The sequence below is a fragment of the Erythrobacter sp. AP23 genome (assembly GCF_001542855.1).
In the GTDB taxonomy this organism is placed as follows: Bacteria; Pseudomonadota; Alphaproteobacteria; order Sphingomonadales; family Sphingomonadaceae; genus Qipengyuania.
Genome location: NZ_LNBY01000001.1, coordinates 604,546 through 626,128, shown reverse-complemented (window position 1 = coordinate 626,128; position 21,583 = coordinate 604,546). Strand labels below are relative to the sequence as shown.

23 protein-coding genes are annotated in these 21,583 nt (G+C 64.6%); 13 read left to right on the top strand and 10 right to left on the bottom strand.

Annotation, left to right across the window (positions count from 1 at the left end):
• Positions 1-13: 13 nt before the first annotated feature.
• Positions 14-1,279 (bottom strand): glutamate-5-semialdehyde dehydrogenase, encoded by a 1,266-nt coding sequence (locus tag ASS64_RS02995; protein ID WP_067689615.1) that lies wholly within the window; start codon positions 1,277-1,279, stop codon positions 14-16.
• 44 nt (positions 1,280-1,323) lie between these two features.
• Complete coding sequence (locus ASS64_RS02990) at positions 1,324-2,091, bottom strand: pyrroline-5-carboxylate reductase (protein WP_255356013.1); 768 nt, start codon at positions 2,089-2,091, stop codon at positions 1,324-1,326.
• 250 nt (positions 2,092-2,341) lie between these two features.
• Between ASS64_RS02990 and proB the strand changes: the two genes are divergently transcribed.
• Both proB and ASS64_RS02980 read left to right on the top strand, forming a co-directional pair.
• Positions 2,342-3,511, top strand: a complete 1,170-nt coding sequence (gene proB / locus ASS64_RS02985) for a glutamate 5-kinase (RefSeq protein ID WP_067689609.1) — start codon at positions 2,342-2,344, stop codon at positions 3,509-3,511.
• A gap of 81 nt (positions 3,512-3,592) precedes the next feature.
• Positions 3,593-4,396 carry an outer membrane protein assembly factor BamD gene (locus tag ASS64_RS02980; RefSeq protein WP_067689606.1) on the top strand — a complete coding sequence of 268 codons (804 nt, stop codon included), beginning with the start codon at positions 3,593-3,595 and terminating at the stop codon, positions 4,394-4,396.
• A gap of 8 nt (positions 4,397-4,404) precedes the next feature.
• On the opposite strand, the gene ASS64_RS02975 is transcribed toward ASS64_RS02980, so the two are convergent.
• Positions 4,405-5,562, bottom strand: a complete 1,158-nt coding sequence (locus ASS64_RS02975; protein ID WP_067689603.1) for a diguanylate cyclase — start codon at positions 5,560-5,562, stop codon at positions 4,405-4,407.
• Between the two features lie 130 nt (positions 5,563-5,692).
• Between ASS64_RS02975 and recN the strand changes: the two genes are divergently transcribed.
• From recN to ASS64_RS02950, 5 genes are read left to right on the top strand one after another with little or no spacing between them, the layout of a single operon-like run.
• The gene (recN, locus tag ASS64_RS02970; RefSeq protein WP_067689600.1) at positions 5,693-7,357 is read left to right on the top strand and encodes a DNA repair protein RecN; all 1,665 of its coding nucleotides are present in this window, start codon (positions 5,693-5,695) and stop codon (positions 7,355-7,357) included.
• Positions 7,357-7,821 carry an endonuclease domain-containing protein gene (locus ASS64_RS02965; RefSeq protein WP_083508129.1) on the top strand — a complete coding sequence of 155 codons (465 nt, stop codon included), beginning with the start codon at positions 7,357-7,359 and terminating at the stop codon, positions 7,819-7,821. Before recN ends, ASS64_RS02965 begins: the two co-directional genes overlap by 1 nt.
• Entirely contained in the window at positions 7,821-10,004 is a 2,184-nt protein-coding gene (gene ligA / locus ASS64_RS02960) for an NAD-dependent DNA ligase LigA (protein ID WP_067689594.1), read from the top strand. The genes ASS64_RS02965 and ligA overlap by 1 nt, the downstream gene beginning before the upstream one ends.
• A 28-nt stretch (positions 10,005-10,032) precedes the next feature.
• Positions 10,033-10,566 (top strand): hypothetical protein, encoded by a 534-nt coding sequence (locus tag ASS64_RS02955; protein ID WP_067689591.1) that lies wholly within the window; start codon positions 10,033-10,035, stop codon positions 10,564-10,566.
• Positions 10,563-11,054, top strand: a complete 492-nt coding sequence (locus ASS64_RS02950; protein ID WP_067689588.1) for a CinA family protein — start codon at positions 10,563-10,565, stop codon at positions 11,052-11,054. Before ASS64_RS02955 ends, ASS64_RS02950 begins: the two co-directional genes overlap by 4 nt.
• On the opposite strand, the gene ASS64_RS02945 is transcribed toward ASS64_RS02950, so the two are convergent.
• Positions 11,055-11,726: an SDR family oxidoreductase gene (locus ASS64_RS02945; protein WP_067689584.1), complete on the bottom strand. Its 672-nt coding sequence runs from the start codon at positions 11,724-11,726 to the stop codon at positions 11,055-11,057. It abuts the gene before it with no gap.
• 141 nt (positions 11,727-11,867) lie between these two features.
• Between ASS64_RS02945 and ASS64_RS02940 the strand changes: the two genes are divergently transcribed.
• Both ASS64_RS02940 and ASS64_RS02935 read left to right on the top strand, forming a co-directional pair.
• Entirely contained in the window at positions 11,868-13,337 is a 1,470-nt protein-coding gene (locus ASS64_RS02940; RefSeq protein ID WP_067689581.1) for an FAD-binding protein, read from the top strand.
• Between the two features lie 38 nt (positions 13,338-13,375).
• Entirely contained in the window at positions 13,376-14,524 is a 1,149-nt protein-coding gene (locus ASS64_RS02935) for a serine hydrolase (protein WP_234002295.1), read from the top strand.
• 45 nt (positions 14,525-14,569) lie between these two features.
• Here ASS64_RS02935 and ASS64_RS02930 read toward each other — a convergent pair whose 3' ends face one another.
• Genes ASS64_RS02930 through ASS64_RS02915 form a run of 4 tightly spaced genes read right to left on the bottom strand, consistent with a single transcriptional unit; the run spans position 14,570 to position 17,792 of the window.
• A complete protein-coding gene (locus tag ASS64_RS02930) occupies positions 14,570-15,286 on the bottom strand; it encodes a DUF2459 domain-containing protein (RefSeq protein WP_083508126.1) in 717 nt (238 codons plus the stop codon).
• Positions 15,283-16,188: a 50S ribosomal protein L11 methyltransferase gene (locus tag ASS64_RS02925; protein ID WP_234002294.1), complete on the bottom strand. Its 906-nt coding sequence runs from the start codon at positions 16,186-16,188 to the stop codon at positions 15,283-15,285. Before ASS64_RS02925 ends, ASS64_RS02930 begins: the two co-directional genes overlap by 4 nt.
• Complete coding sequence (gene bla, locus ASS64_RS02920; protein WP_067689575.1) at positions 16,181-17,092, bottom strand: subclass B3 metallo-beta-lactamase; 912 nt, start codon at positions 17,090-17,092, stop codon at positions 16,181-16,183. Before bla ends, ASS64_RS02925 begins: the two co-directional genes overlap by 8 nt.
• Positions 17,082-17,792 carry an SDR family NAD(P)-dependent oxidoreductase gene (locus tag ASS64_RS02915; RefSeq protein WP_067689572.1) on the bottom strand — a complete coding sequence of 237 codons (711 nt, stop codon included), beginning with the start codon at positions 17,790-17,792 and terminating at the stop codon, positions 17,082-17,084. Before ASS64_RS02915 ends, bla begins: the two co-directional genes overlap by 11 nt.
• A gap of 108 nt (positions 17,793-17,900) precedes the next feature.
• Between ASS64_RS02915 and sdhC the strand changes: the two genes are divergently transcribed.
• From sdhC to ASS64_RS16600, 4 genes are all read left to right on the top strand, one after another.
• Positions 17,901-18,281, top strand: a complete 381-nt coding sequence (gene sdhC, locus ASS64_RS02910) for a succinate dehydrogenase, cytochrome b556 subunit (RefSeq protein ID WP_067689569.1) — start codon at positions 17,901-17,903, stop codon at positions 18,279-18,281.
• Positions 18,282-18,292: 11 nt separating this feature from the next.
• Positions 18,293-18,679 (top strand): succinate dehydrogenase, hydrophobic membrane anchor protein, encoded by a 387-nt coding sequence (sdhD, locus tag ASS64_RS02905; RefSeq protein WP_067689566.1) that lies wholly within the window; start codon positions 18,293-18,295, stop codon positions 18,677-18,679.
• Positions 18,679-20,508: a succinate dehydrogenase flavoprotein subunit gene (sdhA, locus tag ASS64_RS02900; protein ID WP_067689563.1), complete on the top strand. Its 1,830-nt coding sequence runs from the start codon at positions 18,679-18,681 to the stop codon at positions 20,506-20,508. Before sdhD ends, sdhA begins: the two co-directional genes overlap by 1 nt.
• 70 nt (positions 20,509-20,578) lie before the next feature.
• Positions 20,579-21,016 (top strand): hypothetical protein, encoded by a 438-nt coding sequence (locus ASS64_RS16600; protein WP_157075056.1) that lies wholly within the window; start codon positions 20,579-20,581, stop codon positions 21,014-21,016.
• Here ASS64_RS16600 and ASS64_RS02890 read toward each other — a convergent pair.
• On the bottom strand, positions 21,013-21,300 hold the full coding sequence (locus ASS64_RS02890) for a type II toxin-antitoxin system RelE/ParE family toxin (protein WP_067689557.1): 288 nt from the start codon (positions 21,298-21,300) through the stop codon (positions 21,013-21,015). The two genes, ASS64_RS16600 and ASS64_RS02890, sit on opposite strands and share 4 nt — an antisense overlap.
• Positions 21,297-21,539, bottom strand: a complete 243-nt coding sequence (locus ASS64_RS02885) for a type II toxin-antitoxin system ParD family antitoxin (protein ID WP_067689554.1) — start codon at positions 21,537-21,539, stop codon at positions 21,297-21,299. Before ASS64_RS02885 ends, ASS64_RS02890 begins: the two co-directional genes overlap by 4 nt.
• Positions 21,540-21,583 lie beyond the last annotated feature (44 nt).

Genomic DNA, 21,583 nt, shown 5'->3' with positions numbered 1-21,583 from the left:
GCGACTGGCAGGTTTACGGGCGTGTCTGACCCTCGCCGTGGACGAGATATTTGAAGCTGCACAGCTGTTCGAGACCGACGGGTCCGCGCGCGTGCATCTTGCCCGTGGCGATCCCGATTTCGGCGCCCATGCCGAATTCGCCGCCATCGGCAAACTGGGTGCTGGCATTGTGCATCACGATCGCGCTGTCGATCGCGGTCATGAACCGGCGCGCTGCATCGTCGTCCTCGGTGATGATCGCATCGGTATGATGACTCGAATGCTCGTCGACCCAGGCGATGCCTTCTTCAAGTCCGTCAACGATCTTAACCGAAGCGATCGGATCGAGATATTCGGTACCCCAGTCGTCCTCGCTGGCGGGCTTCAACCGGTCGTCGATCGCGACCGCGTCGGCATCGCCGCGCAGCTCGCAATCGCCGGCCATCGCATCGGCGAATTTGGGAATGAAGGCCTCGGCCGCAGAGCGGTCGACCACCACGCTTTCGGTCGCCCCGCACACGCCCGTACGGCGCAGCTTTGCGTTGCGAATGACCCTGACCGCCTTGTCGATATCGGCTGCGGAGTGGACATAGCTGTGACAATTGCCGTCGAGGTGGAGGAGCGTGGGAACGCTCGCCTGGTCGCGCACCAGCTCGACCAGGCCGCGCCCGCCACGCGGGATCACGAGGTCGACGAATTCATCGGCCTTGAGCAGTGCGGCGACAGCGCCGCGATCGGTGGTCTGGACGGTCTGCACCGCATCTTCGGGCAGGCCCGCGGCCTTTAGCCCGGCGCGCATGCATTCGACGATCACGCGGGTCGAATGGCGGCTCTCGCTGCCACCGCGCAGGATCACGGCATTGCCGCTCTTGAGGCACAGAGCGCTGGCATCGGCGCCGACATTGGGGCGCGATTCGTAGATCATCCCGATCACGCCGATCGGCACGGCGACGCGTTCGATGGTAAGGCCGTTGGGCCGCTCGAACGTCGCCAGCTTGCGACCGACGGGATCGGGCAACTCGGCGATTTCCTCGAGCGCGCCCGCCATGCCCTCGACACGGTCCTCGCTCAAAGCGAGACGGTCGATGAAGCTGTCGGGCTTGGTGCCGCGTACGCTTTCGACATCTTCGGCATTGGCTGCGAGCAGTTCGGCCGTCCGCTCGCGCAGGGCCTTGGCCGCTTCGCGCAATGCGGTGTTCTTCGCCTCCGTGCTGGCGGCGAGCAGGCCGCGCGCAGCCTGGCGAGCGCGCTGGCCGAGGTCGTGGATATGGATTTGCGGGTCGAGTGCTTGGTCGGTCATGGTCTCTTCTCTTCTGTTTCGTGCGGGGGCGGGAGGCGCTGCGATCAGCGCAGCTCGACCGCCCGGTCGTAAGCCGCCTGCAATGTATCATGCAGGCGGGTCGATAGGCCACCGTCGCCGTTGAGCGCGTTCAGGCCCGCAGCGGTAGTGCCGCCTTTGCTGGTCACCGAATTGCGGAGGTCCTCGAGGCTTGGCGCACCCGGCTCGCTGGCCATGGCGATCGCGCCGCCGATGGTGCCGAGCACCATGTCGCGTGCTTCGTCCTCGTCGAATCCCTGTGCCATCGCGGCCTCGGCATAGGCGCGGGCGATCTCGAAGACGTAGCCCGGGCCGGAACCGGCGACCGCGGTCACGCGGTCGAGCTTCTCTTCGCTATCGACGGTGATGGTGGATCCGGCGCGGCGCATGAAGCCTTCTGCATGCGCTGTGTGATCCGTCGTCGCATGCGGGCCGGGGCAGATGCCGCTGACCCCGCGACCGATGGCGGCGGGCAGGTTGGGCATGGTGCGGATCACGGGCGCGCCGCCCATCAATTGCGACAAGCGCTCGGCCGAATAGCCCGCTGCGATCGAAAGCACGTAGCCTCCGGGCGCGAGCAGCTCTGCATAGTCGGCGAGGATGTCGTCGATCAGCTGCGGCTTTACGGCCGCGATGATCAGGTCGAAGCGCCGGTCGGCAACATCGGCCCGGTCTGCGACCAGCTCTACACCCTCGGGAACGTCGCTGCCGGCCGGATCGACGACGGTGATGGTTTCGGGCCCTTCGACCCATTGCGAAAGTAATGCGGACCCCATTTTTCCGCATCCGACAATGCAAGCAGTTTTCGTAATGACTAAAATCCGTTTCCGAGCGCAGCAGCTCTTGTTGTATCTTGCCTGTTCTTGAATATGGAGTTGAGATCGACGTAGTTATTTCCCTTAACTATATCGAATACAATCCTCTTCTATATGTATCGGTCCTTTCGAATGAATGCCGATATTCTTGAAAATCCGGTTGTGCAGTGCACAACCTCTATCTATATTGCACGCAAGAAATTTCAAGCCTAAGCAACATTCGAAAATCATGACCCAAAAGCGAAACATCGTCGTCAAAATCGGTTCTGCGCTCCTCGCCAACCAGGACCTCCTCACGCCCCGCTACGGTTTCCTTCAGCGGCTGCTGGAAGACATTGCCCAGCTGCGCGCGGAGGGCTCCAACGTCATATTGTGTTCCTCCGGTTCGGTCGCTCTGGGCCTGCGCATCATCGGGGAAACGCCCGAAAGCGCCGGAGTTTCCGACAAGCAGGCCGCTGCCGCCTGCGGAATGCCGTTGCTGCTCAATGCCTACAAGCAGGTGGGGCATGAGTTCGGATTCGAAATCGCGCAGGTCCTGCTGACGCTGGGCGATTTCGAGGATCACCGCCGCTTCCTGAACACGCGCAACACGGTGCACCGGCTGCTCGAATCCGACGTCGTCCCGATCGTCAACGAGAACGACACGATCACCACCGAGGAGATTCGCGTCGGCGACAACGATCGGCTGGCGGCCAAGGTCGCGCAGATGGTCGGCGCGGACGATTTCGTCATCCTTACCGGCGTCGACGGCCTTTACGACCGCAATCCCGACGATCCCGAGGCGCAATTCGTGCCCGAGGTGGAAGACGTCGGCATGTATATGGACGCTACCAAGGGCAAGAGCACGCTGGGCACCGGCGGAATGGGTACCAAGCTGCAGGCCGCCAACATGGCGCAGGAAGCGGGCGTGACCACCTGGATCGCGCAGGGCGAGGTCGACCGGCCGGTTTCCAACGTGCTCGACGGGACGCGCCGCGCGACCAAGATCCTGCCGCATCCCAATCCGCTGTCGGGCTGGGACAGCTGGATCGCCAATCGCTTGCAGATGGCGGGTAGCATCGTGATTTCGGACACCACTGCGGCGGCGCTCAGCGGCGACCGTCCGATCCGCCGCGAAGACATTATCTCGATGACCGGCGATTTCACGCGCGGCGATGTGCTGCATATCTATGACAGCAAGGGGATCGAGCGGGCGCGCGGCCTGAGCGACTTCACCTCCGAAGAACTGCGCGTGCTGATCAGCAACCCCGATACGCAGGCGGAAAAGCTGCTCGGCTATCGCACCAAGGGCGAGGTGATCCGCAGCGCCAACCTCGTCATGCTGGATAATCGCCACCTGCTGTGGGATGCGCCCGAGGAAATCGTGGGCGGCGAAATGGGGCGATCCGCAACGGCCTAGGGTCTTGCTTGCCGCTGCCGGGGGACAGCGGCGCGAACTTCACTTGGCGTTCATGGGGACGCTGGCTATAGGCTGCTTCCCATGACGATCCAGACCCGTTCCCCGATCAAGCTCATCCTCGGCGCCGCGCTCGCGGGTGCGACGCTTCTCACCGCCGGATGTGCGGGCCGCGACAATGGCCCCCAGGATACCGCCTATGTCGCGCGCGATGTGGAAACGCTTTATTGGGAGGCCAAGCGCCGCCTCGACCGGGGGCAGGCGCAAATCGCGGCCGCCCTGTTCGACGAGGTCGAGCGTCAGCACCCCTATTCGCCCTGGGCCCGCCGCGCCCAGCTGATGAGCTCTTTCAGCTATTACGTCGCCAAGGATTACAACAAGGCGATCCAGGCAGCCCAGCGCTTCCTGCAGATCCACCCCGGCAACAAGGACGCGCCCTATGCCTTCTACCTGATCGCGCTCAGCTATTACGAGCAGATCAGCGACGTGCAGCGCGACCAGAAGATCACCGACCAGGCCCTGACGGCGCTGAACGAGATCAACCGCCGCTTTCCCAACACCGATTATGCCGCCGATGCGCGGCTCAAGATCGACCTCGTGCGCGACCACCTCGCGGGCAAGGAAATGGAAATCGGCCGCCATTACGAACGTTCGGGCAAATGGATCGCGGCGCAGATCCGCTTCCAGAACGTGGTCGACAATTACGAGACCACCAGCCACGCGCCCGAAGCGCTCTACCGCCTGACCGAGACCAGCCTCGCGCTCGGCATTCCCGAGGAGGCGGTGAAATATGCCGCCGTGCTCGGCGCGAACTATCCGGGCAATGAATGGTACGACAAGGCGTATGAGCTGGTGCAGGATCACGCTGCGGGCGTGAGCCCGAGCTGATCGCCGCGTCAGGCGCGCATGGCCTCCAGTTCGCCGCATTGCTCCGGCGGCTGCTGTGTTTCGCCTGACGCCATGACCCGGTTCCGTCCTTCGTTTTTCGCGCGATAGAGGGCCCGGTCCGCACGGCCGTAAAGCGCGGTCCAATCCGCCGCGCCGGCGATGTCGCCCTCGGCCACGCCGATACTCGCGGTGATCGGCTCGCCATGCGGCATGTAGGCTCCGCGAATTTCGACGAGCAATTGCAGCGCGATCGCCGAATCCAGCGCCTCGACCGGGGCCAGCAGCGCGAATTCCTCGCCTCCCAGTCTTGCGGCACAGATTCCGCCGCGTGCATGGATCTGCACGAGTTGGGCAAAGGCGCGCAGCACTTCGTCGCCGACATCGTGGCCGTAGCGGTCGTTGATCGCTTTGAAGCGATCGATGTCGACCACCATCAGGCGTACTCTTCGCTCCCGCGCGGCAAGATCTTCGAACCGCTCCATCAGCGCGCGGCGATTGGACAGGCCGGTAAGCGGATCGCGGCGTGCCAGGCGAGCGGAATTGTAGCGCTCCTCGACGAGGTTCAACAGGAGGCTCTGATGCCGTTTCATCATCGTTACCTGGAACCCGATCGCCAGCACCATCGAAATTCCGAGGACGAGGTTCATCGGCTCGCCGGTCGAGGCCAGCACGACGGCCGCAGGGCCTAGCGTCACCAGCAGCACCGACAGGCCGACACCGCGGGCTGCGGTCAGACAATAGCCCAGCGTAAGGGCGCCCAGCGACATGATCGCGGGATAATAGATGCGCGTCTCGACCGGCGCGCTTGCCCAGCTGGCGATGCACCAGATGCTGCCGATGGTCGCGGTTGCCAGGCACAATTGCCACACCAGACCGATGGCCTTGCGCGCATCCGCGTTGCTTTCTTCGTATCGGGCGGGATCGTGGAGCACGACGAGGCCGAGCGTACACAGCGCGAAAATGACCAGCGGCAGGCCATAGGCGACCAGTGGGCCGGCACCCGGGCTCGCCCCGTAGACCGCCATCGGCAGGCTGAGAATGAAACCGGCGAACAGCAGCCGCGCCTGGCCGCGCATGTGATGCGCCGTGAGCATGGTGAAATCCTCGCGCAGATGCGCGGGGATGTCCGGCCCAAGCAGGCCGACGATAGTGCGTCCCAAGCTCACCTGACGGTCCTATTGCGCCAAATGCTAATTCGACGTTTATGCGCGCAGAAGATTGTTCGGCAACCAAGCTTGTCGATTGCCGTTCGCGACATGCTGACTTGAGGTGCGGCATTGGCTAGGAAGCAGCGGCATGCTGACCCGGCTATCCATCCGCAACATCGTGCTGATCGAGGCGCTCGACCTTGCCTTCGGGCGCGGGCTCGGCGTGCTCACGGGCGAAACAGGTGCGGGCAAGTCGATCCTGCTCGACGCGCTCGGCCTCGTCCTCGGCAACCGTGCCGACAGCGGGCTGGTGCGCAACGGCGAGGACAAGGCCAGCGTCACCGCGACCTTCGAATTCAACCATTTGCCGCGCGGCCTGGCCGATCTGCTCGACGATGCCGATATCGCGATCGAGGAGGGCGAGCCGCTGATCGTGCGGCGGCAATTGAAGGCCGACGGCAAGAGCAAGGCCTTCGTCAACGACCAGTCGGTTAGCGTCGGCCTGCTGCGCGAAATGGCAGGGTATCTCGTAGAACTCCATGGCCAGCACGACGACCGCGGGCTCGTCAATCCGCGCGGCCACCGTGCGCTGCTCGACCGGTTCGCCGGGGCCGACACCGCCCGGCTGGCGGCTGCGTGGGCCACCTGGCGCAAGGCCGAGGATGCGCTTGCCGAAGCGCGCGAGGCGGTCGAAACGGCCAAGGCCGACCAGGACCTGCTGCTCGCGCATCTTTCCGAACTGACCGCGCTCGAACCCAAGGCCGGCGAAGAAGCGCGGCTCGCCGAAACCCGCGCGGACATGCAGAAGGGCGAGAAGCTTTCGGGCGATCTGGAGGAATTGCGTCACCTGTGGGAAGGCTCGGATTCGCCGCTCGCGAGCTTACGCGTGGCGGCGCGGCGGCTCGACCGGATCGCGCCCGAACACCCGCTGCTCGCCGAAGCGCTCGCCGCGCTCGACCGGGCCGTGATCGAGGCGGGCGAGGCGGAGGACAGGCTAGAGGCGGCAGCCGAGGCGCTGGTCCACGACCCGGCAGAGCTGGAAGCCGCCGAAACGCGGCTGTTCGAATTGCGCGCGCTGGCCCGCAAGCACCGCTGCGAAGTCGACGAACTGCCCGCCAGGATGCGCGAGATGCGCGCGGCGCTCGAAAGCATCGAGGGTGGGGAGGCGCAGCTCGACGCGCTCGAGGCGGCGGCGAAGGATGCGGGAGCGCGCTATCGCGCCGAGGCCGAGGCGCTGCATGGCGCGCGGGTGGCGGCGGCGTTGCGGCTCGACGAGGCGGTCGCGCGCGAGCTCGCCCCGCTCAAGCTCGATGCCGCGCGATTCAGGACGGCGGTGACAGAATTGCCCGAGGACAAGTGGGGCGCGCATGGGATGGACGCGGTCGAATTCCTCATCGCGACCAATCCGGGTGCCGATTTCGCGCCGCTCGCCAAGATTGCGAGCGGGGGCGAATTGTCGCGCTTCATCCTCGCGCTGAAGGTTGCGCTGGCCGAACAGGGCGGGGCGGCGACGGTGATCTTCGACGAGATCGATCGCGGTGTCGGCGGCGCGGTCGCCAGCGCGATCGGCGAGCGGCTCGCGCGGCTTTCGGCCGACGGGCAATTGCTCGCCGTCACCCACAGCCCGCAGGTCGCCGCGCGCGGACGCACGCATTACATGATCGCCAAAAGCTCCGACGGGACGGTGACCAAGACCAGCGTCGCGCTGCTCGACGAAGCCGGCCGCCAGGAAGAGATCGCACGGATGCTGAGCGGCGCCGAGGTCACGCCCGAAGCGCGCGCGCAGGCCGACCGGCTGCTGGAGGGGGTGTGATGGGCGCTCCCAAAGCCCCCTCTTCTTCAGAGGAGGGGGTTGGGGGTGGTGGCGTCTCGCCAGAGACGCTGCGGGCCAGAGCCGCGCGTATGCGCCGCGACATGCCAGAACCCGAGCGGCGCTTGTGGCAGGAGTTACGTGGCAGCAGGTTGGGTGGTTTCAAATTCAGGCGCCAGGTCGTGATTGGAAACCGGATCGTCGATTTCTTCTGCCCGGCCAAAGGGCTGGTGATCGAAGTGGACGGCGATACCCACGATCCCGAAGAGGATACGAAACGCGATATGGCGATGTTTCGCGACCATGCCTTTACGACCCTGAGGTTTACCAACCATCAGGTGATACGAAATCTCGATGGGGTGCTGGAGAAGTTGAAAAGCGTGCTCGACGAAACTGCGGATCGCTGGCCGAGCGGGTCCAATCACCACCCCCAAACCCCCTCCTCTGAAGAAGAAGGGGCTTTTTGATGGCGCTCGACATCACCGAGGCCGAAGCCGCCAACGAATTGATGCGGCTGGCGAAGGCGATCGCGAAGCACGACCGGCTCTATCATGCCGAGGATGCGCCCGAGATTTCGGACCCCGAATACGATGCGCTGGTGCGGCGCAATGCGGAGCTGGAGGCGGCGTTTCCGCATCTGGTGCGCGCGGATTCGCCCAGCCGGAAGGTCGGGCACACCGCATCCGCCTCGCCGCTTTCCAAGGTTCGCCACGAGGTTCGCATGATGAGCCTCGACAATGCCTTCAATGCCGAGGAGGTCGAGGAATGGGTCGCGCGCGTGCGGCGGTTCCTGTCGCTGTCCAAAGACGATCCGGTAGCCTTCACCGCCGAGGACAAGATCGACGGGCTGTCCTGCTCGCTGCGCTACGAACAAGGCCGGCTGGTTCGCGCCGCCACACGCGGCGACGGACAGGTGGGCGAGGACGTGACGCCCAATGTCGCGCACATCGCGGATATCCCGCAGCAGCTGGATCGCGATGCACCGGAGGTGTTCGAGATTCGCGGTGAGGTCTATATGGCCCGCGCCGATTTCGAGGCGCTCAATGCGCGGCTGATGGACGATGCGCGCGCCTTGGCCGAGGAGAAGGGCGAGGAGTTCGACCCGTCCAAGATCCGCCAATTCGCCAATCCGCGCAATGCCGCCGCCGGATCGCTGCGGCAGAAGGATGCCAGCGTAACCGCGCAGCGACCGCTCAAGTTCTGGGCGCATGGCTGGGGCGCGGCGTCCGATGTGCCGGGTGAGAGCCAGGAGGAGGTCGTGCGCCGGATCGAGCGCTGGGGTGTGCCCGTCTCGCCGCTGTTCGCCCGTTTCGACAGCGCAGGCGACATCCTCGCGCATTACGAGACGATCGCTGCGCAGCGCGCGACGCTGCCTTATGAGATCGATGGCGTCGTCTACAAGGTCGACCGGCTCGACTACCAGCAGCGCCTCGGATTCGTCGCCAAGGCACCGCGCTGGGCGCTGGCGCACAAATTTCCGGCCGAGCAGGCGGAGACCACGCTCGAGAGCATCGATATCCAGGTCGGGCGCACGGGCAAGCTGACGCCGGTGGGTCGTCTCGCGCCGGTGCTGGTGGGCGGGGTGACGGTGACCAATGTCACGCTGCACAATCGCGACGAGATCGCGCGGTTGGGCGTGCGCCCGGGCGATCGCGTGGTCGTCCAGCGTGCGGGCGACGTTATTCCACAGCTTGTGGATAACCTCACACGCGACGAAACCCGAGAACCCTTCGTCTTCCCCGACCGCTGCCCCGAATGCGGCAGCGAGGCGGTGGCGGAGGAGGGCGAGGTCGACGTGCGGTGCACAGGCGGTCTCATATGTCCCGCGCAACGCACTGAAAGGCTGAAACATTTCGTCTCGCGCGGGGCGCTCGACATCGACGGGCTGGGCGAGAAGACGATCGACCAGTTCTTCGCGCTCGGCTGGCTCGAAAGCCCCGCCGACATTTTCCGCCTCAAGCAGCGCCGCGAGGACATCCTCGCGCTCGACGGGTGGAAGGAGCGGTCTGTGGACAACCTGTTGGCTTCTGTGGAAGCCCGGCGCGAACCGGATGCTGCGCGGCTGCTGTTCGGCCTCGGTATCCGCCATGTCGGCGCGGTCACCGCGCGCGATCTGATGAAGGGATTGGGCGATATCCGCCTGTTGCCGCGAAAGGCGGGTGAATTCGATGCCTACCGGTCGGACAATCCGCGCGGTGAGGACGAGAAGGAAAGCCCCTTCAACACCCGCATGACCGAAGCGGTGAAGAGGATATTCGAGGTCCGCACCGATGGCATCGGGACCGCGGTCGGCCATGCACTCGCCGACTTCTTCCACGAAGAGCACAATCGCACCGTCTGGAACGATCTGATCGGTGAGGAACCGGGCAAGGGCGTCGTCGACCCGCCCCGCTACGAGGTGGAGACGAAGGAAAGCCCGGTCAGCGGCAAGACCGTGGTCTTTACCGGCAAGCTCGAGACGATGAGCCGCGACGAGGCCAAGGCGCAGGCCGAACGCCTGGGCGCCAAGGCCAGCGGCTCGGTCAGTTCGAAGACCGACCTGCTGGTCGCCGGGCCGGGTGCGGGCAGCAAGCTCAAAAAGGCCGCCGAACTCGGGATCGAAGTGATCGACGAGGCCGGTTGGGCCGAGATCGTGAAAGCGGCCGGATAGTCGCTCAATCCAGGGGGAATTTCCAGATATGTTGATCGTCGATGCGCAGGCCGACCTGCGCCGTGCCTATACCGATGGCGGGCCGGGGGTGCTGATTTCGGGCCTGGTCTGGCTCGCCGCATGGTTCGCGGAAAGCCGCAGCGGCATCCCGACCGGCTTCGCCGTGCTCTTCTTCGGCGGAATGCTGATCTATCCGCTCGCGCTGTTCGCCAATCGTGCACTGCTGCGCCGCGCGGGCGAGCAAAAGGGCAACCCCGGCGGGCCGCTGGTCATGGAATCGACCATCGCAATGATCGCCGGATTGTTCGCCGCCTTCCTGTTTCTCGACCATGCGCCCGAACTGGTCATGCCGCTCGCCGCGATCATGGTCGGCACGCATTATTTCGCCTTCAAGACGGCCTATGGCGACAAGGCCTTCTGGCTGCTTGGCGCCGTCATCACGCTGCTCGGTTTCGCCGCGATCTATCATTTCCTGCCGCTGCCCGGATCGGTCACGCTGCAGGTAGCGGTGGTCGAGATCCTCTTCGGTATCGGCCTGACGCTGCGCGGCACCAGAGGATGATTGCCGAAACGCACGAGCAGGCCGCGCGCATCGCAGGGCTGCTGCGCGACCGCGGCGAGACGATCGCGGTGGCCGATGGCGCGACCGGCGGGCTGATCGCCGCCTCGCTGCTGACGGTGCCCGGCGCGCTCGATTTCTTCGTCGGGGGCGGCGTGGTCTATTCCTTTCGCGCCCGCGACGTACTGTTCGACCTCCCGCGCGAAGCCTATGCGGGCATGCGCGGTGCGAGCGAGGATTACGCGCTGCTGCAGGCGCGCGCGATCCGCGACAATTTCGGCGCCGCCTGGGGTCTCGCCGAAAGCGGCTCGGTCGGCGGGTCGAACCACCCCAGCGGTGCGCCTGCAGGCCGCAGTTGTGCGGCGGTGGTCGGGCCCGACGGCTTCGAGTTCACCCGCGTGACCGAGACCGGCAGCGACGACCGGATCGCCAATATGGAGGCATTCACCCGCGCTGCCTTGCAGACGCTCGAGGATGCGCTGAGCCGCTGATCAGTCGTTGGGCATGATGTGCACTTCGCGCACCGCCGCCGTGCCCGGCTGCGACAGCGCGAAGACCACCGCGTTCGCGACATCCTCGGGCTGGATCTTGTCGGGCTTGGGCTCGTCGAAGAAGGGTGTGTCGACCATTCCCGGCGTGATGACCGTGCAGCGACCGCCCCATTCGCGCATCTCCTCGGCGAGGTTGCCCGCAAAGCCCTGCACGAACCACTTGGTCGCGCCATAGACCGAGCCTTTCAGATGGTCGCGTCCGGCCTTCGAGCCGGTGACGACGAACTGACCCCTGGTCTTGCGCAGATGCGGCAGTGTGGCATGCGCGGTGGTGAGCACCGCGAGCACGTTGAGATGGATCATGGCGTGCCATTCGTCGGGATTGCCCTTTTCGATCCCAGGGTTCGATACGCCGGTGCCGGCATTGGCAAAAACCGCGTCGAGGCTGCCGAAGTGCGCGGCGGCTTTCTCGATCGCAGCGTTCAATTCGTCGTGATCGGTGATGTCGCAGGGCAGAGCCAGCGCGGCCTCGCCGATCTCGCCGGCGAGCTTTTCCAGCTTGTCTTTCGAACGGGCGAGCAGCGCGACGTTCCAGCCGTCCGCCGCGGCGGCGCGTGCGGTTGCGGCGCCGATCCCGCTCGAAGCGCCGGTGATGAGCAGGGTCTTCGACATGCAATCTCCTGTAGGATGTGTTTCTTTCCCAGTGCCGGGGCGGCATCTTGGTTCCAGCCTCGCACCATGTCGTTCCTATCCTCGCTTCTGCTGGTATAGATGGTTATGGTGCGATCACAGGGGCTTGGCAGGGGGTACGCCATGATCGGGAGCAATCTGAGCAGGAGCGAGCGCCGCGCCGATGCGCGCGCCATAGGGACCGAGGGGAAGCGCTGGATCCGTTCGTGGATCAACGTCTTCCGCTGCGAGACCGAGGCACGCGTTCCCGCCGACGAGGCGCGGCTCGCCGAGTTGTTGCGCGAGGGGAAGTTCAGCTGCGTGGGCAAATCGCATTCCTACAATGGCGTGCAGGTGGTGCCCGGCGTCACCGCGATGATGATGCGCGAGGGCGGGCTGACGACGCTGTCCTACGACCCGGCAACCGAAACCGTCCGCGTGGGCGCTTCGGTCTCGGTGCGCGATCTCAAACTCTATCTGCGCGATGAGCATGGCCGCGGCTTGCACAATTCGGGCAATTACATGGAACAGTCGGTCATCGGCGCATTGGCGACCGGAACGCACGGTTTTGGCCCGCGCGCGGTGATGGCCGACAGCATCGTCGAGCTGACTTTCCTCGACGGCGCGGGCCAACGGGTGACGCTGAAGCGCGGCGAACCCGATTTCGCCTATGTCGCGCTGTCCTTCGGCACGATCGCGCCGATCGTCGAGCTGGTGCTCGAGACCAAGCCGCTCGAACCCTATGTCTCGGTCAGCTCGATGAGCCGGCTGTCGAAACTGGACGAGCTCAAACAAGGCTCGATCGCCGCGAACTGGGCGGTCCTGCCCTATACCGACAAGGACGATCCGGTAATCATGCTCCACGCGCTGGCCGAGTGCGACAAGGGGCAGGAACCGCCCGCGCATCCGGAAGCCAAGGGCGGCAGCGGCTGGTTCGCCAAGTGGTTTCTCAAGCGTTACTACAAGTTCGACAAGTTCCTGCCGTGGCTGCGCCGCCCGCTGCAGCGGTTCATCGACTGGCTCGATCTCAAGCAGAGCGAGCGCGTGATCACCGATCCTGGCGACCTCGACTATCTCTACGATCCCAAGCCCGGGCTGAAGGAAAATCGCGCGCCGAGCATTACGCGCGGGCTCTTTTCGACTACCTACACGGGTTACAACCTCGCCTTCTTCGTGCCGCTGGAGAAGGCGCCTGCGGTGGTGAAATACATCATCCGCGAGGCGGATGCGCTGCGCGATCTGGGGTTCTTTCTCAAGGGGATCGTCTCGGTGCGCGAATTGCCCGGCGAGGCGGGGCCGCATTTCGCCGCCAATGCGCGCCGGTCGATGGCTGCGATCGACCTGTTCGCCGACCCGCGCGACTATGCCTGGCTCGAGCGGCTCCAGCGGCTGGTGATGCATTACGAGCCCGCCACGCGCCCGCATTTCGGCAAGAGCGCGCTGGGGCCGGAATTCTGCAGCAGTCTCGACCAGCACCATCTGGACGAACTGATGAAAATCCATCGCAAGCATTTCCCGCAAGGCAATCTGATGTTTTCCGAACGTGTTCGCGCGATGCTCGATGTGGGACGTCCGCTGGCAGGTGAATCGGTCGCAGCAGCCGGGCTCGCCTGACGCCGAGGAACCTCGCCAGAACAGGGCGTTGTTTGGGTGTGACCCTGTCGTTTCGCTTTCTGCTGATCCTCGTTCCCGTTCTCCTGCTGGCGCTGCTCGTCGTGTGGCTGCCGCGTCTGCAGCCGGCGGCTGGGAGCGATCCGCTGGTCGAGCAGGCTGTGGAAGAGGCCGAAGGCCCCGAACTGAGCCCCGCGCAGCAGCGGCTCGATCGCGAACTCAGCCGGATCGGAAGCACATTTGCCGGCCATGCCGGGATTGCAGTGCGCGACATGGAGGCTCGCCGGACGCTGCATTTCAACGGTCTTGAAGCCTTCCCGCAGCAGAGTGTGAGCAAGCTGTGGGTGGCGATGACCGCGCTGGACGAGGTCGACGAGAAGCGGCTGGACCTCACCGAACGGGTCGAGATCCGCGCTCGCGACCTCACGGTCTTCTACCAGCCGATCCGCGATATCGTGCGGCGCGACGGCCGCTTCGCCTCCGACTACGCCGACCTGATCGAACGCGCCATCGCCGAAAGCGACAATACTGCGAACGACCGCATCCTGCGCCGGATCGGCGGACCAGAGGCGGTACAGGATTTCCTCGATGGTCACGGCCTTTCGAGCATTCGCTTCGGCACCGACGAGCGGAGCAAGCAAAGCGCGATCGCGGGACTCGACTGGCGCCAATCCTATGCCCAGGGCCCGGCCTTCTTCGAGGCACGCGATCGCGTGCCCGATGCGCGGCGGCGCGAGGCGTTCGAGACCTATCTCGCCGATCCGGTGGATGGTGCGCCTCCGGTGGCGATCGTCGAGGCGCTTGCGCGCCTGTACCGGGGCAATTTGCTGTCGAATTCCTCGACCAGCCTGCTGCTCGGCGCGCTATCGCGGACGAAGAGCGGACCGCAAAGGCTCAAGGCGGGAGCTCCCGAGGATTGGTTGGTGCGCCACAAGACCGGCACCGGCCAGTTCTTCGATGGCGAGCAGTCGGGCTATAACGATGTCGGACTGGTCACTTCGCCCGAGGGACGCAGCTACGCCATCGCAGTGATGATTGCCCGCACGCGCGAGCCCACTCCGCTGCGGATGGAAATGATGCAGGAAGTGGTTCGTGCCGTGGCGCGCTACGATGCGGCGCAATATGGCGATCAGGCCTCGAGCGGTTCAGTCGCCGGACCCGCCGCCCCTTCGCGCAGCGCGAAACCATAGCCAATTTCCGCCCACACGCAGTTGTGAACGAAGCACCGTGCCCGCTTACGGACCGCTTCCTGCCCGGCGATCGAGGCGAGGGCGCGTATCGGGTATCCAGCGCATCACGCCGCCTGCGAGCGGCGTCCACAGCCCCATCTCGATCCCCGCATGGGCGAGCACGTCGCCGACCCACTGGTTGCAGGTGTTCGTCAGCGTATAGCGGCCGAGTGCATCGTAATTGCGCGCGCCGCGCTCGAAGCTGTCATAGGTGATACGGGTTTCACCCGCAGCAAGCGGCGGCAATGCCGCCTCGACCTGCTCGACCAGCCGGGCATATTCCTCGCGCCGGAGGGTAAGCGGGCGGTGGTACTCGCTCGTCGCCGGGCGCACGTAATGGCCAACGCGCATCAGTCCCTCTCCGCCGAACAGCGCGATCCGCAGCGCAGTGCTCAGCTTGAGATCGCCCCAGGTCGGCGTGTTGAGAAATACCTCCTTCTCGCCCCATCCGATCGCGACATGCGTTGGCATCTGCCCGTCGAAACGCGCCTGACCGGCGGAGGGGAAGGTCGTCCGCCAATCCTTGACCGGGCTGACCACCGGCATGACGATCCCGGTATGGACGCCATTGGTCTCCACCATGATGGTGATACCCTCTTCCGGTTCGGTCCATCCCGCATTGCGCGGTATGCTGCTGCCGATCCACGCAGTCAGGAGGAAGATCGCCACGAGGGCGACGGGGAGGGCGACCAGCCCTGCGAGCCAGCGCCGCCAGTGCCTCATCGTACGCGGCTCTTGCGCAGCCACAGGATCGACCAGTCGCCATTGACCAGCTTGCGCGACAGACGGAAGCCGAGCGCGCGGTAGGCGCGGCGCACGCGGCTCTCCTGCGTTTCGAGCAGGCCGGCAAGCAGCAGGTTGCCGCCCGGTGCGATCGATTCGGCGAAGGAAGGCGCAAGCTCCACCAGCGGCCCGGCAAGGATATTGGCGATGAACAGATCGTATGGGGCGCGCAGCGCGAGAAGCGGATCCTCCATTCCGTCGGCGATCACCATGGTCAGTTCGCCCGGTCCGTCGCCCTCGGTAATGGCATTGGTCGCCATATTGTCGCGCACCACCTCCGCGCAGACCGGATCGATATCCGATGCGGTGGCCGTGGCGTTCGGCCAGAGGTGCATGGCGGCAAAGGCCAGCAGGCCGGTTCCCGTGCCGATATCGACGTGGTTGCGCGCGACCACGCCCTCGCGCTTCATCAGATCGAGTATGGCGAGGCAGCCCGCCGTCGTCTCGTGCTGTCCGGTGCCGAACGCCTGGCTCGCCGGAATGACGAAATCGACCATCGCCGGATCGGCTTCATGCTCTGGCGTGCGGACGTGAAAGCGACCCGCTCGGATCGGATCGACGCCTTTCTGGCTTTCGGTCACCCAGTCGGTGTCGGGCAGTTTCTCTACCGAAAGGGCGGGAGGCGTGCCTTCGAACAGCGCGGCCACGCGCTTGAGATCGGCCGGTTTGGGCTTGCGGTCGAGATAGACTTCGAAAGTCCATTCGTCGGGCAGATGGTCGGCGACTTCCATGCCGGTGACCACCCATTCGACGGGCCAGTCGAGCGCATCCTCATGCGCGACCAGCGCCGCCCTGGCGACCGATTTGGATACCTCGGCATGGATTTTCCAGGCGTCACCCACCGGCGAGTTCCTTGGCGAGGCGCTGGTCGAGGCGGGCTTCGACGGCATCGGCATAGCGCGTGCAGCTCATCCCGCCGACCAGCGATCCCCCGGCCGCGCGTTCGACCATCTTGCTGGCGGAGGGATGCGGCGTGAGCAGCAGGTCGCAGTCTACCTCGCGCAAGGTTTGCAGCCCGGCGCGATAGGCGGCGACATAGTCGGGATGGTCCGAAAAGCGATAGGCATCGCCGCTGACCGGCGACAGCGAGTCGGCATAGACGATATCGAGGCAGTCCCCCGCTGCATCGCAGGATTGCCATGTCCAGCTCAGCGCACCGGGCGAATGACCGGGCGTGGCGAGGGCGGTCAGCGTGGCGGTTTCGGTGCGGACCGTGTCGCCATTCTCGACCACCACGTCGACACCGACCGGGCGCATGGCATCGTGCATGCCGAATTGCGGATCCTGCGGGTCGGATTCGCCCGTTCTCAGGACCTCGACCGCTCTGCGCGAGGCGACGACATGCGCGCCGCTGGCTTGTTTGATCAGCGCGTGTCCGCCGGTGTGATCGAAATGTTCGTGGCTGTGCAGCAGGCTGGCAACCTTATTGGGACGGAAGCCGAGCTTGCCGATATTGTCGAGAACGACTCTGGCGCCTGCCTCGGTCCCGCTATCGATCAGCACGTGGCCCTGCTCGCCTGCGACAAGGATCGCCGAAATGCCGCAGGTGCCGACGTAATAGGTCGATCCATGTATGCGATAGGGCGGGGCGGGCTTTTCCCAATCGTCCCATTTCGTGCAGCCGGCCGCCCATTGCTGCGGCGAGACGCGTTCGGGCTCGGGCAGCGGATCGGGCCGCTGGATCGGCGGGGCGCAGGCGGTAAGCAGCGCAGTCAGAGCCAGCGCGCAATTCACTCTAACGGACATAGCTGGCTCCATTGGCATCGAGCGTCGCGCCGGTCATGCTCGGCGGTGCATCGAGCGCGCAGAAGGTGATGAGCTTGGCGATTTCCTCCGGCTCGGCGACACGGCCGAGCGGGATGTCGGCGAGCAGCCCTGCGCCGCCCCGGCTTTCGAGATAGTCTCCCGCCATCGACGTGTCGGTAAAGCCCGGCGTGATCGCGAAGCTCAATATGCCCTCGCTGGCATATTGGCGCGCGATGGTCTTGTGCATCGCCAGCATTCCGCCCTTGCTCGCCGCATAGTGCCAATGCGCGGGCGAATCGCCGCGATGGCCCGCCCGGCTGGCAACATGGACGATGCGCCCCGGCACGCCGCGTTCCTGCCAGTGCTTCACCGCGAAACGGCTGAGCTGCGCGGCAGCGGTCAGATTTATCCGCATGGTGTCTTCCCAGGCATCGAGCCACTCGATGTCCGATCGCTCGATCGGATTGGGATCGAACAGGCCGGCATTGTTGACCAGCACATCGATCGCGCCGCCGGACCGGGCGAGGGCCGCGAGCCACAATTCCTGCGGCGCACCCGGTTCGGTGAAATCGGCGGGCACCGTGTCTATGGTGCTGCTCCTGGTCGCCTGGCCGACGACCTTCGCGCCGCGCGCTTCAAGTGCGGTCTTGGCCGCCGCGCCAATTCCGCGACTGGAGCCGGTGAGGAGGATGCATGTCATGCAAACACCCTTCGAAAAATTTGCGCAGCTTGTCGAGGCCGCGCGCCTTGTCACACACTGTCATATCGCTAAGGGAGGCGTTCCAATCTCTTCTACCGGACGAAACGCATGGCCAACCGCCCGATCGCACCGCACCTTCAGATATGGAAATGGGGACCGCACATGGCGGTCTCGATCCTCCACCGCATCACTGGCGACGGTCTTGCTATCGTCGGGCTGGGGGTGCTGCTGTGGTGGCTGGGCGCGATGGCAGCGGGTCCCGCGGCATACGCGACCTTCGAAATGGTCATGGGCTCGCCGCTGGGCATGGTCGTGCTGGTGGGCCTGTCGTGGGCCTTCTTCACGCACATGATGAGCGGCCTTCGCCACTTCGTCCTCGACATCGGTGCCGGTTACGAGCTCGACACCAACAAGACCTGGTCGATCCTCTCGCCGCTGCTCGGCATCCTCCTCACCGCGGGCTTCTGGGCCCTCGTCCTTCTCAAGTGAGCTGACTGAACATGGGTAACGGAACCTCCATCGGACGCGTGCGCGGGCTCGGCTCGGCGCATGAAGGCGCGCATCACTGGCTGGTGCAGCGCTTCACCGCCATCGGCAATCTGGTGCTGATGCTCTTCCTCGCGATCAGCCTCGCACTGCTGCCGAACTATTCCTTCGCTACCGTCACCGGTTGGGCCTCGCAGACATTGCCCGCGACCGCGCTGGCGCTGCTGATCGTTTCGGTCTTCTGGCATGCGCGCCTCGGCCTGCAGGTGCTGATCGAAGACTATGTCCACGACGCCGGAACCAAGTTCGGCACTCTCGCCCTTCTCAACCTTGCAACCATCGGCGGCGGCGCCTTCGGCCTCGTTTCGATCGCCCGCCTCGCGCTTGGAGGAGCCGCCTGATGGCCCACAGCGATACTTTCAGCATCAACGGCCGCGAATACCCGATTACCGACCACACTTATGACGTGGTCGTCGTCGGCGCGGGCGGCAGCGGCCTGCGCGCCACCATGGGTGCGGCCGAAAGCGGCCTCAAGACCGCCAATATCACTAAGGTCTTCCCCACGCGTTCGCACACCGTCGCCGCGCAGGGCGGCATCGCCGCCAGCCTCGGCAACAACACGCCCGACCACTGGTCGTGGCACATGTACGATACCGTCAAGGGTTCGGACTGGCTCGGCGACCAGGACGCGATCGAATATCTCGTGCGCGAAGCCCCGCAGGCGGTCTACGAGCTGGAGCACGCGGGCGTGCCCTTCAGCCGCAACGACGACGGCACGATCTACCAGCGCCCCTTCGGCGGCCACATGCAGAACATGGGCGAAGGCCCGCCGGTGCAGCGCACCTGTGCCGCGGCCGACCGTACCGGCCACGCCATGCTGCACGCGCTCTACCAGCAGAGCCTGAAATACGATGCGGACTTCTTCATCGAATATTTCGCGCTCGACTTGATCATGAAGGACGGCGAGTGCGTCGGCGTGATCGCCATGTGCCTCGATGACGGTACGATCCATCGCTTCCGTTCGAAGGCGGTGGTTCTGGCGACCGGCGGCTATGGCCGCTGCTATTTCACCGCGACTTCGGCCCACACCTGCACCGGAGACGGCGGCGGCATGGTTCTGCGCGCAGGCCTGCCGCTGCAGGACATGGAATTCGTCCAGTTCCACCCGACCGGCATCTACGGCGCGGGCGTGCTCATCACCGAAGGTGCGCGCGGCGAGGGAGGGTACCTCACCAATTCCGAGGGCGAGCGCTTCATGGAGCGCTATGCGCCCAGCGCTAAGGACCTCGCCAGCCGCGACGTCGTCTCGCGTTCGATGGCGCTCGAAATGCGCGAAGGCCGCGGTGTGGGCCCCGAGAAGGACCACATCTACCTCCACCTCGATCACATCGACCCCAACGTGCTCGCGCAGCGCCTGCCGGGCATTACCGAAAGCGGCAAGATTTTCGCCGGCGTCGACCTGACCCGCGAACCGCTCCCGGTCACCCCGACCGTGCACTACAACATGGGCGGCATCCCCTGTAACTATCACGGCGAAGTGATGGCGGGCGACGCGAACGATCCCGAAAAGATCGTCCCCGGCCTGTTCGCGGTGGGCGAGGCGGCCTGCGTCTCGGTCCACGGTGCGAACCGCCTCGGCTCGAACTCGCTGATCGACCTCGTGGTCTTCGGTCGCGCGACCGGCCATCGCCTCAAGGAACTGATCAAGCCGGGCACCAGCCATGATGAGCTGCCCAAGGACAGCGCCGAGCTTTCGCTTACCCGTCTCGACCACTTCCGCCACGCCGACGGCGGCACGCCCACCGCGGCGCTGCGCGCGGACATGCAGAAGACCATGACCCGCCACGCGGCGGTGTTCCGCGACAGCAAGCTGATGGCCGAGGGTGTCGAGAACCTGAAGCAGATCAACAAGCGCATGGAGGACGTGAAGGTCCACGACCGCTCGCTGATCTGGAACAGCGATTTGATCGAGACGCTCGAACTCGACAATCTCATGGCGCAGGCCAATGTCACCATGGCATCGGCCGAGAACCGCAAGGAAAGCCGCGGCGCCCACGCGCACGAGGACTTCCCCGATCGCGACGATGCCAACTGGATGAAGCACACCATCGCCTGGTTCGACGGCTGGGGCGGAAACGGCGGCGGTGTGAAGATCGACTACCGCCCGGTCCACGAATACACGCTGACCGACGATGTGAAGTACATCGAGCCGAAGAAGCGGGTTTACTGATATGGGGGTGTGATTGCCAGTTCCTGGAGCCATTGAGAGCGCGACCAGTGCAATCAGCCTCGCATCGAGCGTGGCGGAACTGGCGAGGGAGTCGCGCCACAATAGGCGTCGGTTGAAGCCGGTCATTCAGTCACTTCGAAGAATTTATTTCACCCCTCGCGGCACCAGAAAGATACTCAGAAATCTAGCAGAAGGGCGTCGATCCGAGCAGGATGATATCCGGGATGTTTTGATCGATTTCAACGACGCAGAATGGGAAGTAAGGCGTGAACTGGATCGCCTTGATTTTCGCGAGCTAGAGCGTTTTGGTGACTTGTCGTTGCGTCAACGTCGGACTTTGGACGAAATTGCATATGGAAAAAGGGTGTTGCGTCGAGATCTTCAGGACGCACTAAATGAGGCGCTTCATCACGATCATGCGATTGAAGCCGACGATGCGAAGGCCCTTTTGACTCGGATTGAAGCGCTGAATTTTATGATCGAATCGCTGGAAGAAGAGTTTCTCTAGACCAACGCCTCCCAATCCCGCGCCACATGCACGATATTGACGATCTCGATTGCCTCGTCTGACACGCGGTAGAAGACCAGATGCTGGCCGCAGCGCATTTCCCGGATGCCCGCCCTTTCGGCGACCTCCGGATAGCGTAGCGGATACCGGCGGAGCGCCTTGATTCGCTGGCGCAGTCGTTCCGTATATCGTCGGGCCTGTTTCTCACCCCATTCGCGTTTCGTATAACGCGCGATACGGCGCAACTCGGTCGAGGCCGCTGTGCGATAAATGAGTCTCCTCATTCCTTGCCGAATTCGCCCTCGAACCATTGATCAATGTCGAAATCTTCGTCGATCGGGCTGGCCAGCCCTTGGTCGATTCGTTCCAGCAGCCTCGAACGGAACTGCGCGCGTTCTTCATGCAGGCGCAGGGCATCGCGGATCACTTCACTGGTCGAAGCATATTCGCCGGATTCGACCTTCTTACGGGTGTATTCCGCGAAGCGCTCGCCCAAGGCGATAGAGGTATTCTTGGCGGCCATTCGCAAGCGATACCAAAATTTAGTATTTGCGGCAAACGCGTTGA

Bases quoted from the DNA above. Each gene is read 5' to 3' on its own strand.
- ASS64_RS02995 (WP_067689615.1), bottom strand. From the start codon at position 1,279: ATGACCGACCAAGCACTCGACCCGCAAATCCATATCCACGACCTCGGC.
- proB (WP_067689609.1), top strand. From the start codon at position 2,342: ATGACCCAAAAGCGAAACATCGTCGTCAAAATCGGTTCTGCGCTCCTC.
- ASS64_RS02980 (WP_067689606.1), top strand. From the start codon at position 3,593: ATGACGATCCAGACCCGTTCCCCGATCAAGCTCATCCTCGGCGCCGCG.
- recN (WP_067689600.1), top strand. From the start codon at position 5,693: ATGCTGACCCGGCTATCCATCCGCAACATCGTGCTGATCGAGGCGCTC.
- ASS64_RS02965 (WP_083508129.1), top strand. From the start codon at position 7,357: ATGGGCGCTCCCAAAGCCCCCTCTTCTTCAGAGGAGGGGGTTGGGGGT.
- ligA (WP_067689594.1), top strand. From the start codon at position 7,821: ATGGCGCTCGACATCACCGAGGCCGAAGCCGCCAACGAATTGATGCGG.
- ASS64_RS02955 (WP_067689591.1), top strand. From the start codon at position 10,033: ATGTTGATCGTCGATGCGCAGGCCGACCTGCGCCGTGCCTATACCGAT.
- ASS64_RS02950 (WP_067689588.1), top strand. From the start codon at position 10,563: ATGATTGCCGAAACGCACGAGCAGGCCGCGCGCATCGCAGGGCTGCTG.
- ASS64_RS02945 (WP_067689584.1), bottom strand. From the start codon at position 11,726: ATGTCGAAGACCCTGCTCATCACCGGCGCTTCGAGCGGGATCGGCGCC.
- ASS64_RS02940 (WP_067689581.1), top strand. From the start codon at position 11,868: ATGATCGGGAGCAATCTGAGCAGGAGCGAGCGCCGCGCCGATGCGCGC.
- ASS64_RS02930 (WP_083508126.1), bottom strand. From the start codon at position 15,286: ATGAGGCACTGGCGGCGCTGGCTCGCAGGGCTGGTCGCCCTCCCCGTC.
- bla (WP_067689575.1), bottom strand. From the start codon at position 17,092: ATGTCCGTTAGAGTGAATTGCGCGCTGGCTCTGACTGCGCTGCTTACC.
- ASS64_RS02915 (WP_067689572.1), bottom strand. From the start codon at position 17,792: ATGACATGCATCCTCCTCACCGGCTCCAGTCGCGGAATTGGCGCGGCG.
- sdhC (WP_067689569.1), top strand. From the start codon at position 17,901: ATGGCCAACCGCCCGATCGCACCGCACCTTCAGATATGGAAATGGGGA.
- sdhD (WP_067689566.1), top strand. From the start codon at position 18,293: ATGGGTAACGGAACCTCCATCGGACGCGTGCGCGGGCTCGGCTCGGCG.
- sdhA (WP_067689563.1), top strand. From the start codon at position 18,679: ATGGCCCACAGCGATACTTTCAGCATCAACGGCCGCGAATACCCGATT.
- ASS64_RS02890 (WP_067689557.1), bottom strand. From the start codon at position 21,300: ATGAGGAGACTCATTTATCGCACAGCGGCCTCGACCGAGTTGCGCCGT.
- ASS64_RS02885 (WP_067689554.1), bottom strand. From the start codon at position 21,539: ATGGCCGCCAAGAATACCTCTATCGCCTTGGGCGAGCGCTTCGCGGAA.